Origin of the sequence: Shewanella salipaludis, assembly GCF_012911865.1 — a bacterium.
GTDB classification, from domain to species: domain Bacteria; phylum Pseudomonadota; class Gammaproteobacteria; order Enterobacterales; family Shewanellaceae; genus Shewanella; species Shewanella salipaludis.
Window position 1 is genome coordinate 1 of sequence record NZ_JAAXYH010000016.1, and the last position, 15,223, is coordinate 15,223.

General features: G+C 55.5%; 16 protein-coding genes. 8 read left to right on the plus strand and 8 right to left on the minus strand.

Annotated features, from left to right (window positions below; genetic code table 11):
- Nucleotides 1–357: 357 nt before the first annotated feature.
- Complete coding sequence (locus tag HC757_RS16480; protein WP_169565487.1) at nt 358–930, plus strand: gamma carbonic anhydrase family protein; 573 nt, start codon at nt 358–360, stop codon at nt 928–930.
- Between the two features lie 10 nt (nt 931–940).
- On the opposite strand, the gene HC757_RS16485 is transcribed toward HC757_RS16480, so the two are convergent.
- Together HC757_RS16485 and aroE are read right to left on the minus strand one after the other, a co-directional pair.
- Nucleotides 941–1,207, minus strand: a complete 267-nt coding sequence (locus HC757_RS16485) for a DUF1488 family protein (RefSeq protein ID WP_169565488.1) — start codon at nt 1,205–1,207, stop codon at nt 941–943.
- Between the two features lie 29 nt (nt 1,208–1,236).
- Complete coding sequence (aroE, locus tag HC757_RS16490) at nt 1,237–2,061, minus strand: shikimate dehydrogenase (RefSeq protein WP_169565550.1); 825 nt, start codon at nt 2,059–2,061, stop codon at nt 1,237–1,239.
- A 129-nt stretch (nt 2,062–2,190) separates the two neighbouring features.
- Here aroE and HC757_RS16495 point away from each other — a divergent pair, with 129 nt between their 5' ends.
- Nucleotides 2,191–2,625 carry a group II truncated hemoglobin gene (locus tag HC757_RS16495; RefSeq protein WP_169565489.1) on the plus strand — a complete coding sequence of 145 codons (435 nt, stop codon included), beginning with the start codon at nt 2,191–2,193 and terminating at the stop codon, nt 2,623–2,625.
- A 94-nt stretch (nt 2,626–2,719) separates the two neighbouring features.
- Nucleotides 2,720–4,333, plus strand: coding sequence for a methyl-accepting chemotaxis protein (locus HC757_RS16500; RefSeq protein WP_169565490.1), 1,614 nt, complete (start codon nt 2,720–2,722; stop codon nt 4,331–4,333).
- A gap of 76 nt (nt 4,334–4,409) precedes the next feature.
- Here the strand turns inward: HC757_RS16500 and hemF are convergent, their stop codons facing one another.
- The 6 genes from hemF to HC757_RS16530 all read right to left on the minus strand — a co-directional run bounded on the left by hemF (nt 4,410) and on the right by HC757_RS16530 (nt 9,429).
- On the minus strand, nt 4,410–5,357 hold the full coding sequence (gene hemF / locus HC757_RS16505; protein ID WP_169565491.1) for an oxygen-dependent coproporphyrinogen oxidase: 948 nt from the start codon (nt 5,355–5,357) through the stop codon (nt 4,410–4,412).
- Between the two features lie 10 nt (nt 5,358–5,367).
- Nucleotides 5,368–5,934, minus strand: coding sequence for an L-threonylcarbamoyladenylate synthase type 1 TsaC (tsaC, locus tag HC757_RS16510; RefSeq protein WP_169565492.1), 567 nt, complete (start codon nt 5,932–5,934; stop codon nt 5,368–5,370).
- A 93-nt stretch (nt 5,935–6,027) separates the two neighbouring features.
- Nucleotides 6,028–6,591, minus strand: a complete 564-nt coding sequence (locus HC757_RS16515; protein ID WP_169565493.1) for a DNA topoisomerase family protein — start codon at nt 6,589–6,591, stop codon at nt 6,028–6,030.
- 152 nt (nt 6,592–6,743) lie between these two features.
- On the minus strand, nt 6,744–7,217 hold the full coding sequence (locus HC757_RS16520) for a DUF494 family protein (RefSeq protein WP_169565494.1): 474 nt from the start codon (nt 7,215–7,217) through the stop codon (nt 6,744–6,746).
- A gap of 2 nt (nt 7,218–7,219) precedes the next feature.
- Nucleotides 7,220–8,239 (minus strand): DNA-processing protein DprA, encoded by a 1,020-nt coding sequence (gene dprA / locus HC757_RS16525; RefSeq protein ID WP_169565495.1) that lies wholly within the window; start codon nt 8,237–8,239, stop codon nt 7,220–7,222.
- An 83-nt stretch (nt 8,240–8,322) separates the two neighbouring features.
- Nucleotides 8,323–9,429, minus strand: a complete 1,107-nt coding sequence (locus HC757_RS16530; protein WP_169565496.1) for a LysM peptidoglycan-binding domain-containing protein — start codon at nt 9,427–9,429, stop codon at nt 8,323–8,325.
- Between the two features lie 125 nt (nt 9,430–9,554).
- Between HC757_RS16530 and def the strand changes: the two genes are divergently transcribed.
- From def to HC757_RS16555, 5 genes are read left to right on the plus strand one after another with little or no spacing between them, the layout of a single operon-like run.
- The gene (gene def, locus HC757_RS16535; protein WP_169565497.1) at nt 9,555–10,067 is read left to right on the plus strand and encodes a peptide deformylase; all 513 of its coding nucleotides are present in this window, start codon (nt 9,555–9,557) and stop codon (nt 10,065–10,067) included.
- An 8-nt stretch (nt 10,068–10,075) separates the two neighbouring features.
- The gene (fmt, locus tag HC757_RS16540) at nt 10,076–11,035 is read left to right on the plus strand and encodes a methionyl-tRNA formyltransferase (RefSeq protein ID WP_169565498.1); all 960 of its coding nucleotides are present in this window, start codon (nt 10,076–10,078) and stop codon (nt 11,033–11,035) included.
- 5 nt (nt 11,036–11,040) lie between these two features.
- The gene (gene rsmB / locus HC757_RS16545) at nt 11,041–12,324 is read left to right on the plus strand and encodes a 16S rRNA (cytosine(967)-C(5))-methyltransferase RsmB (protein WP_169565499.1); all 1,284 of its coding nucleotides are present in this window, start codon (nt 11,041–11,043) and stop codon (nt 12,322–12,324) included.
- Nucleotides 12,325–12,339: 15 nt separating this feature from the next.
- Nucleotides 12,340–13,749 (plus strand): Trk system potassium transporter TrkA, encoded by a 1,410-nt coding sequence (trkA, locus tag HC757_RS16550; RefSeq protein ID WP_169565500.1) that lies wholly within the window; start codon nt 12,340–12,342, stop codon nt 13,747–13,749.
- 8 nt (nt 13,750–13,757) lie between these two features.
- Nucleotides 13,758–15,200, plus strand: coding sequence for a TrkH family potassium uptake protein (locus tag HC757_RS16555; RefSeq protein WP_169565501.1), 1,443 nt, complete (start codon nt 13,758–13,760; stop codon nt 15,198–15,200).
- Nucleotides 15,201–15,223: the final 23 nt, after the last annotated feature.

Here is a 15,223-nt window from a genome sequence, read left to right on the forward strand (position 1 = left end):
CTTGTTTTAGATTGTTAAAGAGCGTTGACCGCGTTGGGTCGGGGCTGATGCTTCATCAGCTCAGGGTCGTGCATTTTACGCATTTCCCGTTTGGCGTCAAGGAGTTTTTAAAACTTCTTTTCGCTGTTGATTTAAGTGCCATTCTCAACAGAGAGTAACAGTTTCAAATCAACCCGACTCGGTGGTTAGCTTTCGCTGTCTGCCGTGTCAGTGGATGCGCATTATAGGGAGATTGAGGAAGTGCGCAACCCCTTATCCTGAGATAATTGCAGTTTTATTGTCGTTCGTCTGAAATTTGACCTGACCAGCCACTTTTTAAGCTTTATAATGCTGAAAACCCCTAATTCAGGACCTTTCATGTCGACTTCTTTACGTACTTACCAGGGCATCAGTCCACAATTGGCAGAAGCTGTCTATGTAGACGATGCTGCAATCTTGGTTGGTGACATCGCCTTGGATACTGATGCCAGTGTCTGGCCCTTGGTCGCGGCTCGCGGTGATGTAAACCATATACGCATAGGCAAACGCAGCAATGTGCAGGATGGCACTATTCTGCACGTCACCCGCAAATCGCCAGCCAGGCCGGACGGGCATCCGCTGCTCATAGGCGACGATGTCACCATAGGCCATAAGGCGATGCTGCATGGCTGCCAGGTGGGCAACAGGGTGTTGGTCGGCATGGGTGCCATCATTCTCGATGGTGCAGTGATCGAAGACGATGTGATCTTGGGTGCCGGTTCTCTGGTGCCGCCAGGCAAGGTATTGCAGAGCGGTTATTTGTATGTCGGCAGCCCAGCCAAGCAAGCCAGGCCTTTGACCCAAGCCGAACTGGCGTTCCTGCCACAGTCGGCCGACAACTATGTGGTATTGAAGAATGAATACCTGGCGGACAGACAGGCGCAGCAGGGAACCTCTTCCCCCGCGGTTTAGCTAGTCAAGCCTAAGGCTGTAACTGTATGGCGCCATGCTCATCGAAGGCTTCCTGTTCGATGAGCGTTTCCACCCAGTCTTCGATGTCGAAGCGATACTCCTCGAACACCTGCAGCACCTGTGAGTCTGACAAGCATTCACATTCGGCCAACTTGGCCAAGGCTTGAATACCTATATAGCAATCGAGCGTGGCCCCCTGTACCTGCACCGGGAAATGCACTCTCTGCCGTTCATTGTCCCAATGCTGCAGATCGGGGAAAAGAATACTTTGATTCATTGGCTGCCCTGTTTTCTATTAGTCCAGTATTAGCTTGAGGCCAACGAGGCCCTGAGTGCCTGTTGCACCGTTGCCGTTTCGGGCTCGATCCCACGCCATAGGGCGAAACTCTTGGCCGCCTGCCCTACCAACATGCCCAAGCCATCCATCACCTGCGCCGCCCCTTGGGCCTTGGCCCAGAGATTGAAAGCCGTGGTCTCTTTGCCATACATCATGTCGTAGCAGACGCTGTGACTGCCAACCACCCTGGCAGGTACAGGCGGCAGCTCGTTGGATAAACTCGCGGACGTTGAATTGATTATGATGTCGTAGGCTAGGTTGAGCTCCGGCATGGCTATCGCCGTCACCTTACCATGACCGGCGAATTGCCCGGCGAGCATGTCTGCCTTGGATTGGGTGCGGTTGGTGATGCAAAGTTCGCCAATACCGGCATTGAGCAGCGGCAGGATACAGCCTCTGGCCGCGCCACCGGCCCCCAGCAACAGCACTGTCTTGCCCGTGAGGCTGCCAAGGTTAGCCTCGAGATCGGCCACCAGTCCCAAACCATCGGTATTTTCGCCACGTATGCTGCCGTCGGCCTGGCGTATCAGGGTATTGACGGCCCCCGCCAATCTGGCTTCCTCGCTCATGCTGTCACACAGGGCGAATGCCTGCTCCTTGAAGGGCACAGTCACATTGGCGCCCTTGCCGCCCTCGGCGAAGAAACGCTGCAATGCCGGCGCGAAACCGTCAACCGGGGCCAGTATGGCCTCATAGGTCAGCGCCTGCGCCGTATTGCGGGCAAAGAGTCGGTGAATGAAGGGCGACTTGCTATGCCCTATGGGGTTGCCGAAAACCGCATATCTGTCTGTCATCTTGAGCCTATCGTCAGTGTGAGGCATTCAGTCTACTGCGCCCGGGTCCCATTGCAATTCTTTATCTGCGAGTTATTTTCATCCTGCTTGGGGCTATAATGGCGCCAACCCCGCCACACTGGATATGAAATGAACTGGTTCAGCAAACTTTTCAAGCGTCAGATACCTAGGGATGACAGAGATCCCAAGCAATCCAATGCCTATGAGCTAGTCGGCGGTGAGCCAGTGATCCGCGCCCTGGCCCAGCAATTTTACCTGCAAATGCAACGCCAGAGCGCCAGTGCCGAACTCCTGGCTATTCACAGGGCACCGCTGGCCCAGTCGGAGCAAAAACTGTTCGAATTTCTCAGTGGTTGGTTGGGTGGGCCGCAGCTCTATCAACAGAAATATGGTCACCCGGCATTGAGGGCGAGACACATGTCATTCGCCATAGATGAAGCCATGCGGGATCAATGGCTGCTCTGCATGAAACACGCCATAGAGGAAACGATTGCAGACGCCCAACATAGAGATGTCATCTACCAGGCCATCAGCACACTGGCAGATCATATGCGCAACAGGTAGCCTGGCGAAATCTGGCCTTTTATTGCGCCAAATCAAAGCCCCTCCCCGGCGGCTGGCCGCATAATATGCCCTTCACATTTAGGGCTGGGATATTATGCGTCTGCACTCGATTCAACATAAAATATATGCGCTGCTGGCGGTGACCGGCATCCTGGTCTTGGCTGCCAGCCTGATTACCGGCTCGAATCAGCAACAAAGCCTGGCCCAGGAGACTGTCGAGAACAATATCCGCCTGCTGGCGGATAACTATTTCGATTCCATCAACACCATGATGCTCACCGGCACCATGGCGAATCGCAATATCTTCAGTGACAAGATCCGCAGCCAAGCCAATATCGAAGACGCCCACATCATACGTGGTCAAAGAGTCCAGCAAGTCTATGGTCCGGGTAACCCCAATGAGCAGGCCAAGGGGCCGGCGGAACTGGCGGCGCTACAGGGAAAAGAGTCTTTGTTCATAGAGCAACGCGGCGATAAGCGTGTCTTGACCTACCTGAAACCCATGACCGCCCGCGAAAACTACAAGGGTACCAACTGTCTGGGCTGCCATCAGGCCAAGGAAGGGGAAGTGCTGGGGGCGGTAAAGATCAGCTACTCCCTGGCCCAGATAGACGCAACCGTCACCCGCAATACTTGGTTCAGCACGGCATTGCTGAGCGCCATCTTCATCGTCGCCTTCGTCTTCCTTGGCATGGTATTTCGCAAGTTGTTCATCAAGCGCCTGAAGCAATTGGGCCGGACCATGCGCCAGGCGACCCAGAATAAAGACTTGAGCCTGACCATCACGGATAAGAGCCAGGATGAACTGGGTCTGCTCGCCGATAACTTCAACAAGATGATGGCGGCATTCAAAGACAATATTACCCAGGTTTCCAAGTCATCCAAGGTGCTCATCCACTCGGCCGAAACCATCTACAGCTCGGCCGAAGCCACTGAGCAGGCGATAATGCAGCAGAAACTCGGCACAGATTCGGTAGCCGCCGCGATCAATGAGCTGGAATCTTCATCGGCGGAAGTGAAAAATACTACCCATTATGCCTCGGCTAAATCCGATGCCAGCAATCTGGTCGCTGAAAAGAGTATGGCCATCGCCCAACAGACGGAGCAGAGCATCAATCGACTGGCGAATGATGTCAGGGCGGCGACCACTCAGGTCAGCCAGCTGCAGGCGCAGACGCTGGAAGTCGGCAAGGTATTGGAGGTCATCAGTGCCATTGCCGAGCAGACCAACCTCTTGGCACTGAATGCCGCGATAGAAGCGGCGCGCGCCGGTGAAGCCGGGCGCGGATTTGCCGTGGTCGCGGACGAGGTGCGCATACTGGCGACCCGCACCCACGACTCGACCGACGAAATCAAGCGCACCATAGAGAAGCTGCAAACCGAGGCACAACAAACGGTCACAGCGATGAATGACTCCTGTGCCGAGGCCGACGAGCGCGCGCGCCAGGTTCAGGATGTGGCCTTGGCCTTGAAAGAAATATCCGGACAAATGCATGAAATAAATCAGCTGAATGTGCAGATTGCCGATGCGACCGAGCAGCAAAACTTAGCGGCGGAGGAGATCAACCAGAGTGTCACCAGCATAAGGGACAATGCCGAACAATCGCTGCAGGATGCCCATGGCAGCAAACAGGTCAGTGAACAGCTGCTCAACCTGGCAAGGGAGCTGGATGAACAGGTACGCAGCTTTAAACTCAATCAGGGTTAGCACATTCGACGAAACTGCAGGCAAAAACGCCATGGACTTGGCCATGGCATCCCCGCCATAGCCAATTGGTGCTCAGTTATAGTCCCGGTTCCCTGGACTCATTCCCACCCGGGTTAACCGACAGCCAGTCTCTGGGTTGCAGGTACTTGTCGTACAGCTCGGCCTCGGGACTGCCGGCTTCCGGGCTGTAGGCGTATTGCCAACGCACCAGGGGAGGCATGGACATGAGGATAGACTCGGTGCGCCCACCGGTTTGCAGCCCGAATAGCGTGCCTCTGTCATACACAAGATTGAATTCGACATAGCGGCCACGGCGATAGAGCTGGAACTCACGTTCACGTTCGCCATAGGCAGTGTCCTGCCGGCGCTTGACTATGGGGGCATAGGCGCTGAGGAAGCCATTGCCCACCGCCCGGGTGAAGTCGAAGCTGGCATCGAACCCACCCTGATTCAAATCATCGAAGAAGAGGCCGCCGACGCCGCGGGTCTCGTTGCGATGGGGCAGGAAGAAGTATTCATCACACCACTGCTTATACTTGGGGTAGACCTCTTCGCCGAAGGGATCACAAATGTCTTTGGCGGTCCGGTGCCAATGCAGCACATCCTCCTCGAACGGATAGTAAGGCGTCAGGTCGAAACCGCCACCGAACCACCAGACAGGATCGGCACCCTCTTTATGGGCGATAAAGAAACGCACATTGGCATGTGTGGTAGGCACATAAGGGTTTTTCGGGTGTATCACCAGGGATACCCCCATAGCCTCGAAGCTACGGCCGGCCAGTTCGGGTCTGTGGGCCGTGGCGGATGCCGGCATGGCGGCACCCGTCACATGGGAGAAGTTAACCCCGGCCTGTTCGAACACAGCCCCGCCGGTCAATACCTTGCTGGTTCCGCCGCCGCCCTCGGCCCGGGTCCAGCTGTCGGCAACAAACTTGGCCTCAGCGTCCAACACTTCGAGGCCGTCACAGATCTGGGTCTGCAGCTCGAGTAAAAAGGCCTTAACCACCGATGCATCTGGCAACATGTTGTGTTCCTTATCGTCCGTTTCGTAAAATCTGGCCGCTGCGGGCATCTATTATGGTCGATGGTTGACGCTCTTCGCCAAGTTCACCGAGCACAAGCGCAGCAATTTGTTGGTTAAAATTCGTCAGGATCGTCTCGGCACTGAGCGCCGGCGGCTCCCCGGCGAGATTGGCACTGGTCGACACCAGGGCCCTGCCTGTGGTGTCACAGATGGCACGGATGCCTGCATGGGCAGATACCCTGACGGCGATAGAATCGAACGAGCCCCGCAGCAACTGAGACACTTGCGGCTGCGCCGGCATCACCAAGGTGAAAGGACCCGGCCACTTGCTGAAGGCGAAAGCGAGCTGGGCCTGAGTCAACCTGGACTCATCTATATAAGGCTGCAGCTGACGGTAGTCGCTGGCCACCAAGATCAAGCCCTTCTGCCAAGGCCGCTGTTTCAGCGTGAGCAACCGCTGCACCGCCTCCAAGTTATCGGGATCACACCCCAGGCCGTAAACGGCCTCGGTGGGATAGGCTATCACCCCTCCCTGCTGGAGCACGGCCGTGGTTTCAGTCGGAAGCAACTGCAACATCTCTAATACCTTACTGACATGAGTCTGAATACACTCATGTTGCTATGATTAAAGCGAAAAATGATACGAACAAGCCCGGCCCGGATGTCAGCTTCATAGTGGCCGCTTGTACTTACAGGTTTTTTGCGGGCATTCAAGGCGAGCGCCGGCGGCCCCCTTGCGCTCGACCAGAATACCGAAGCCGCAATCTGGGCAGGACTCGGCTCTAGGCGGATAGTTCACCAAGAACTTGCACTTGGGATAGGCATTGCAAGCATAGAAACTCTTGCCGAAACGGCTGGTCCTATGCTCCAGGTGCCCTTGCTTGCACGAGGGACAGCCAATGGCCGAGATATCGCTGGGCTGGTCCGGTTTTTCTATATGAGTGCAGGCAGGATACTGGGAGCAGCCGATGAAAATGCCGAAGCGGCCCGACTTGACCGCCAACTCATGACCGCATTCGGGGCACTCGGAGCCGGCTATCAACTGACTCTCGATAGACTCGTGCTGCACCAATGGCCGGCTATAGCCACAAGCAGGGTAGTTGTTGCAACCGAGGAAACTCCCATGTTTACTGTGTTTCACAGACAGTTCACTGCCGCACTCGGGACAGAGTTCGTACTCTTTTTCCAGTGCATGCTCGTGGGCGTTGAACAGCTGTTGATCTATCTTGGACATGGGGTTCTCATCGGCAATAGGTGGCGATATTTTACCAAGCTCAGACCCGGCAGGGAAATGCCTATGCTCACAGCTTGGAAAATAAGATCAAAAAAGGAGGCCCATCGACCTCCTTCCATAATAACGCAGCATGGGATGCATCAAGCAGGCGGCTAAGAGTGCAAGCGGCCTTCGGGTTGCTCAAAGATGAGATCTTCCATCTGCTCATAGGCGGATTCATTGCCTGGGGCATTGAATAATACCATGAGGATCACCCACTTAAGATCTTCCAATATCAAGGCCGGTTCATCCAGCTCCATGACCCTGTCGATCACCATTTCCCGCGTCTCGACACTGAGCACCTTGACCTGCTCCAAGAACAACAGGAAACCACGGGATTCCACATCCAGTTTATCCATCTCATCTTTGGTGTAGATACGGAAGGAATGCTGCGCATGATTGCACAGGTAAGGCGTGTCGCCTTCCTGCAGTTCAGCCAAACGCTCCAACCAGGACAGGGCCTTGAGAATGGCTGATTGATGAAAACCCGCACGCGTGAGTTCCTTGGTAAGTTCGTCTTCATCGACCAGGAGCTCAATCTCACTATGAACATAGTTTTCAAATAGATACATGAGAATATCAAACATGGCTATTTCCTCTTCAGTCTGACATATCCGCCGGGGACAGCAGCAACCCAGCCTTGCAACTCGAGTTCAAGCATTTGCTCCAATACCAGATCTATCGTTTTTCCACTATGCTCAACCACAGCATCCAGGGATGTGGTCTCATAACCTACACTAGCCAACAGGGATGCAAATGGCAAATCACACATTTTGCACTCCTCCGTTATATGGTGACGCATTCTAACGTCTTCAAGGTGAAACTGATACAAACTTGCCAGTTCTTGTATGATATCCGCGCCCGTCTCTACCAGGCTTGCGCCATTTCGTAACAAATCATGACATCCCTGGCTATGACCGCCCACTACCGAGCCAGGTACTGCGAACACTTCACGCCCCTGTTCAGACGCCAGTCTGGCGGTAATCAATGAGCCACTCTTACGGCAGGCTTCCACCACCAAGACTCCCAGAGATAGACCGCTGATGATGCGATTACGTTTCGGAAAATTGCCGGCAAATGGTGCGGTATCCGGCCAGAATTCGCTGATGACACAGCCTTGCTGCTGAATATCCTGATAAAGTTGCCGATGGCGCTTGGGATAGACATTCTCTATCCCCGTTCCTAAAACGGCAATAGTGGTGCCCCCCAAGGCCAGCGCCGCCTTATGGGCGGCGCCATCTATGCCCGTCGCCATGCCACTGCAAATCGCCAGACCTTGCTCCACCAGTTCGGCGGCGAGCCTCTGACTCAGTTGCAACCCGGCGGGAGAGGCATTGCGACTGCCGACCACGGCCAGGCTCGGCAGCAACAGCGTCTCGGCCTGGCCTTTGACGAAGAGTATCGGAGGGGGATCTGTGATCTGCCTCAACAGAGGCGGATACAGGGGATCTGAAAAGCTGATAATGCTGTGGTGAGGCGCTTGTTGTTGCCACTCGAGCGCTTGCTCCACTCTGGCATAGTCTGGCTTAAGCCGGGAAAGCAGGGTCTCGGAGAAAGGCAAGGCAGCTTGCTCATGCTCCAGCCGCAACCTGAGTTCGCTAACCCCCATCTGGGTCAATAATTGTTGGATCCGGGCCGGTCCTAGCCCGGATACTGCACAAACAACCAGCCAATCGACCAGCTCATCTCGGATCAGTCACCTCTCAGCGCCAAGGACTCAGGCGTCACCAGCTTGTCATCTACCCTGACGGTATGATCCGCGACCAGGATAAGTCCCATGCTGGTCTTGTCGAAGACCTTAAAGACCATGAGCTTACCTTGATGCACATCCGGAACCTTGATGCCGTTATCGAATGAAAGACCGGCCACCAGATTATCGTAGGTGGAACGCTCACTCGAGGAGATAGGAGTGCCATCCTTGTCGAATACTATCTCGTCACCTTCACGCAGGATGGAAAATACCTGCCCAGGCAACACCCCGTCGTCGCTGCCCTTATCCAGATAGGCGATATCCAGCTTGCCCATTTCACGGATATTCTTCTCCGAGGCCAGCACATGGGCCTGGCTCTCCAGCGCCGCCGCTTGCGGGGTGAAGTAGGCCGAGGTTAACGCCTCATCTTCGATAGCCAATACCCGGTAACCCGCCTTGGTTTCCCTCAGGTTACTCAGGAGCTGGATCTTGGAGACAGGCCCTGAGGCTATCACCCGGCTGCTGGCGGTCAAGATCACCTCCTGTCCCAGGGGATCACCCGACGCCTTGTCGAAAAATTCCCGCCCCTGGGCGTAAATCCCATATTCCTGCCCCACCGGCAGTTCGGCATTGATATAGATGACATCGCCGCCAATATGGTGCCTGGATGGGCTCTCGCCGCCCAGAACCATGGGTTGCTGCGCCAACCATTCGGCATCGACCACCCTGTTGTTGACCAGGTAAGGTTGGATCAACGCCAAATCGATCGCCGGAATCGCCGCATCCTTGGAAACGATTCGCCCCTCGGGGCCCTTGCGCATATGGGGTTTGCGAACCAGACGCGGCTCACCATCGACAAATTCCAGGGTAAGCTGGTCGCCGGGGTAGATGAGATGCGGGTTGGCAATCTGGGGATTGGCCCCCCATAACTTGGGCCAGCGCCAGGGATCCTGCAGGAAATGCGCCGCAATATCCCAGAGGGTATCCCCCTTCTTGACCACATAACTGGTTGGGTGCCCAGGCTTGAGCGTGAGAGTGTCTGCCAATAAAAATGAAGAACTGAATGTCAGTAACGCGAGGAAAATTAACCTTTTCATGGTGGTGTCCATGTTGTTTAGCCCTTAAATTGAGCTTTTGCTGTTATTGAATGCCGCTAAGGATTAAAATTACTGCTATAGCATGGGTCAGTATAACCAACTGATTTTTATTTGACAGATCTGTTAAGAGTTTATGTATGGCATTGTTAACAGTTTTACGTTACCCGGATGAGCGATTGCGGACGCTAGCCCAACCCGTAACCGAATTCACCCCGGCATTGCAGACCCAGATAGATGACATGTTCGATACCATGTACCAGGAAAAAGGCATAGGCCTGGCGGCGACTCAGGTCGATTTCCACCGACAACTCATCGTCATGGATCTGCAGGATGAGGTCGACAGACCCAAGGTATTCATCAATCCGGAGATCATCGCCAGCAGTGGCGATTTCTGTAACGAGGAAGGCTGCCTGTCGGTACCTGGGATCTTCGCCAAGGTAGAAAGGGCCGAATTTGTCACGGTCAAGGCACTGGACAGAGAGGGTAACCCGTTCACGGTAGAGGCCGATGAACTGTTTGCCGTTTGCATCCAGCATGAAATAGATCACCTGAAAGGCAAGTTGTTTGTCGATTACCTGTCGCCACTCAAGCGCCAACGCATCAGACAGAAACTGGAAAAAGCCGCTCGCCAGGAAGCTAAAGAAGCATAGGACACGATTTGAAACCATTAAAGATTATCTTCGCCGGCACCCCGGATTTTGCCGCCAGACACTTGCAGGCCCTGCTGGATTCAGAACACCAAGTGATCGGCGTCTACACCCAACCCGACAGGCCCGCCGGCCGAGGTAAGAAGCTCAGCGCCAGCCCGGTTAAGACCCTGGCACTCGGTCACCAGATCCCCGTCTATCAGCCCCCTTCCCTGCGCAAGGAAGAAGCCCAGCAACAACTGGCCGCCCTGGATGCGGATATCATGGTGGTGGTTGCCTATGGCCTCATCTTGCCAAGAGTGGTGCTGGATACCCCGCGACTCGGGTGCATCAATGTCCATGGTTCCATATTGCCGCGTTGGCGCGGGGCCGCGCCTATCCAACGCGCACTCTGGGCCGGCGATAAAGCCACAGGCGTCACCATAATGCAGATGGACATAGGCCTGGATACCGGCGACATGCTGCTCAAGACCCAGCTGCCCATAGAAGACTCGGATACCTCCGCCAGTCTGTACGAAAAATTGGCCCAACAGGGCCCAGAGGCTCTGCTGCAGGCATTGGCAGGCTTGGCAGAGGGTACACTCACAGCCGAGAAGCAGGACGAATCCCAAGCCAGCTATGCCGAGAAACTCAGCAAGGAAGAAGCGCGCCTCGATTGGCATAAGCCGGCACAACAGCTATGGCAGGAAGTCCGGGCCTTCAATCCCTGGCCTGTGAGCTACTTCGAACACCAAGGCAATAGCATCAAGGTATGGCAAACGGAATTCGAGCCAAACCAGAGCAATCAGGCACCGGGCACCATCATCTGTGCCAACAAGCAGGGCATAGATGTCGCCACCGCGCAAGGCGTGCTGCGCCTGAAGATGCTGCAACTCCCAGGCAAGAAACCCCTTAGCGCGGCGGACATTCTCAATTCCAGGGCCGACTGGTTCACCCCTGGCACTCTCATCGGCATGCCAGAGGCGGAATAACAGACATGAATTTACGTGCGCTGGCGGCAAGAGCCGTCTTCGAGGTATTGGAAAAGGGTGTCTCACTGTCGGTGGCATTGCCTGAGCAACAGAAGCACCTCGCCAGCGGTAAGGACAAGGCCTTGTTGGCCGAACTTTGCTATGGGGTGATGCGGCACTTGCCACAACTGGAAAAACGCATAGGCGATTGCCTGAGTAAGCCCCTCAAGGGCAAGCAGAGAATTGTGCATCAGTTGCTGATCGTCGGTTGTTATCAATTGTACTTCACCCGTATTCCGGGTCATGCCGCCATCTCGGAAACCGCCGAAGCCTGCCGTCAGCTGAAGTTCGAAGGTATGGTCAAAGTGGTCAACGGCGTGCTGCGCAACATTCAGCGCCAGGAACTGCCGCTGAGCACAGACTCGGATACCCTCAAATACAACACCCCGGCCTGGCTCATCAAGCGCCTCAAGGAAGCCTACCCGGAAAATTGGCAACAGGTGATCATTCACAGCCACGAACGCCCGCCCATGTGGCTGCGCAACAATCGCCTGTCTCAAACCCGGGACGAATACCTGGCCCGGCTGCAAGCGGCGGACATAGACGCAGGCGCTGGGGAAAGTCCGGATGCCATACTGCTGGCGAGCCCCAAAGACGTGTCCTTATTACCCGGTTTCCACCTGGGTGCAGCCTCGGTACAGGATGGTGCGGCTCAGTGGGCGGCGACCCTGTTGGCGCCCCAGGCAAATGAACTGATCCTCGATGCCTGTGCGGCGCCCGGTGGCAAGAGCTGTCATCTGTTGGAGCTGGCACCGGACATTAAACTGGTGGCGGTGGATTTCGATGCCAAACGCCTGGAGCGGGTGCAACAGAATCTCGAGCGCCTGTCATTAACGGCCGAGCTGATACATGGCGATGCCGCCAATATAGACTCCTGGTGGCGAGGCGATAAGTTTGACCGCATACTGTTGGACGCCCCCTGTTCGGCCACAGGGGTCATACGCCGTCACCCGGACATCAAATGGCTTAGAAAAAGCCAGGATATCGAAGAGCTTGCAGCGCTACAACAACAAATTCTCGATCATTGCTGGCAGTGGCTCAAGCCAGGTGGCACACTCTTATACGCGACCTGCTCCATCTTGCCTCAGGAAAACAAGCAGCAAATTCAGGCATTTATGGCACGTACACCCGATGCCAAGCTGGACACCTTAGCCCGGCAGGCTCCAGGGGATATAGGCTGGCAGATAGTACCTGGACAAGAGAATATGGACGGCTTCTATTATGCCCGTCTACATAAAGCGACACTTTAGGGGTTAGCCAAGGCAATGAAAATTATCATATTGGGTGCGGGCCAAGTCGGGGGAACACTGGCGGAAAACCTGGTCGGTGAGAACAACGACATCACCATAGTCGACAGCGACAAGAACCGCTTGCGCACCCTGCAGGATAAGTATGATCTTCGCGTCGTTGTGGGTCATGGTGCCCACCCGGATGTGCTCAGGGAAGCCGGAGCGGAAGATGCCGACATGTTGATCGCCGTGACCAACAGCGATGAGTGCAACATGGCCGCCTGCCAGATAGCCTATACCCTGTTCGGCACCCCGACCAAGATCGCCAGGATACGTTCCGAGCAATACCTGCATATGCATGAGAAGCTGTTTATCGACAGCGAAACCAAGCAAGGCGAGAGCCGGCCCCGTGGCGGTTTCGTGATCGATGAGTTGATCGCCCCCGAACAATTAGTAACCACTTACATACAGCGCCTGGTCGAGTACCCGGGGGCCTTGCAGGTGTTGGAGTTCGCCGAAGGCCGTTTGAGCCTGGTGGCGGTGCGCGCCTATTACGGGGGTCCCCTGGTCGGCAACGCATTGGCCGCCCTGCGGGATCATATGCCGAATATCGATACCCGGGTTGCCGCTATTTTCCGCCAGGGCCGTCCCATAATGCCCCGCGGCACCACCATAATAGAGGCCGACGACGAAGTCTTCTTCGTCGCCGACAGTCGCCATATCCGCGCCGTGATGAGCGAGATGCAGAAGCTGGATAACACCTATCGCAACGTGATGATCGCCGGCGGCGGCAACATAGGCCTGGGGCTGGCGAAGAACCTGGAGCGCAACCACTCGGTCAAGCTGATAGAGCACAGACAGGAAAGAGCCGAAGCCCTGTCGGAAAGGCTGGAGAACACCACTGTCTTCTGCGGTGACGCCTCGGATCAGGAATTACTGCTCGAGGAACACATAGATCAGACGGATGTGTTCATCGCAGTGACCAACGATGACGAAGCCAACATAATGTCGGCCTTGCTGGCCAAGCGCATGGGCGCCAAGAAGGTGATGGTACTGATCCAACGCGAAGCCTATGTAGACATAGTGCAGGAAGCCAACATAGACATCGCCATTTCACCGCAGCAAGCGACGATTTCGGCACTGCTGACGCACATACGCCAGGGCGACATCTGCAATGTCTATTCGCTGCGGCGCGGGGCCGCCGAGGCCATAGAAGCCATAGCCCATGGTGACCCCAGCACCTCCAAGGTGGTGGGCAAGGCCATAGGTGACATCAAGCTGCCGCCCGGCACCACAATAGGTGCCATAGTCAGGGATGAAGAAGTGCTGATGGCCCACGACAAGACGGTGATAGAACAAGGGGATCATGTGATCCTCTTCCTGGTGAACAAGAAATTCATCGGTGAAGTAGAGAAACTATTCCAGCCCAGCGCGTTCTTCTTTTAAGCCCCGACATGCTGAATTTCAAACCTCTGCTGTTTATCCTCGGGCTCTTCTTGTCGGTACTGACAAGCTTCATGTTGTTGCCGTTGTTTTTTGCCCTGATCCATGGTGAAGAGACAGTCGGCGCCTTCATGTTATCGGCCCTGTTCACAGGCGTCATCGCGAGTCTTTGCATCCATAGCGGCCAGAGCAAGAAACTGAACCTGAATATTCGCGACATGTTTCTGCTGACCAGTTTGACCTGGGTCATAGTCAGTCTGTTCGCCGCCATGCCTTTTACCCTCTATCACGGCATAGGTTATACAGATGCCTTCTTCGAGACCATGTCCGGCATCACCACCACGGGCTCGACCGTGCTCTCTGGCCTGGATAGCATGGATCACAGCATCCTCATCTGGCGCTCCCTGTTGCAGTGGCTGGGGGGCATAGGCTTCATCGTCATGGCGGTGGCGGTACTGCCCTTCCTTAACGTCGGTGGTATGCGGCTGTTTCGCACCGAATCCTCCGACTGGAGTGACAAGGCGGTGCCGCGCACCCAGAGCATGGCCAAATACCTGTTTCTCACCTACATCTTGCTGACCTTCTGCTGTAGCCTGGCCTACCACCTGGCGGGAATGAATTGGTTTCAAGCGATCAATCACGCCATGACCACCCTGTCGACCGGCGGCTATTCGACTTCGGACAGCTCCATGGCCGCCTTCTCCAACCAGGCCCATTGGGTGGGGGTCATCTTCATGGCCGCCGGCGGCTTGCCCTTGCTGATGTTTGTCCAGAGCATACAACAGCGCTCCTTAAGCGTCTGGAAAGACGCCCAGGTTCGGGGTTTCCTGCTGTTCCTGGTACTGGTCTCCTGCAGCCTGGCTCTCTGGCTATGGAGCAGTCGGGAGATAGCGCCACTGGATGCACTGCGGCTGGCAAGCTTCAACGTGGTATCGGTAGTGACCACTACGGGTTATGGCCTGACAGATTACTCGGCCTGGGGCGCGGTCGCCAATGTCGCCTTCCTGTTTTTGATGTTTGTCGGCAGTTGCTCCGGCTCGACGTCGGGTGGGATCAAGATTTTCCGCTTCCAGATTGCCGGTGCCATCATGCGCGAGCAATTGAAACAACAGTTCCATCCCAATGGTATTTTCCGCGAACGCTACAACAACAGGGTGATCAGCGAGGATATCATCCGCTCCATCATCACCTTCGTGTTGCTGTTTATCATGGTGATTGTCGGCCTGTCGCTGATCTTGGTCCTGACGGGTCTGGAACCCACCACCAGCCTGACGGCGGCGATCACAGCTGTGACCAATGTGGGCCCGGGCCTGGGGCCAGAGATAGGGCCGGCGGGCAATTTCGCCGGCCTTCCGGATACCGCCAAATGGGCACTGGCCTTGGGAATGTTGTTGGGGCGCCTGGAAATTCTCACAGTGGCTGTGATGTTCCACCCCAACTTCTGGCGTTACTGACGGCGTGGCAGCAAGATTGTTTG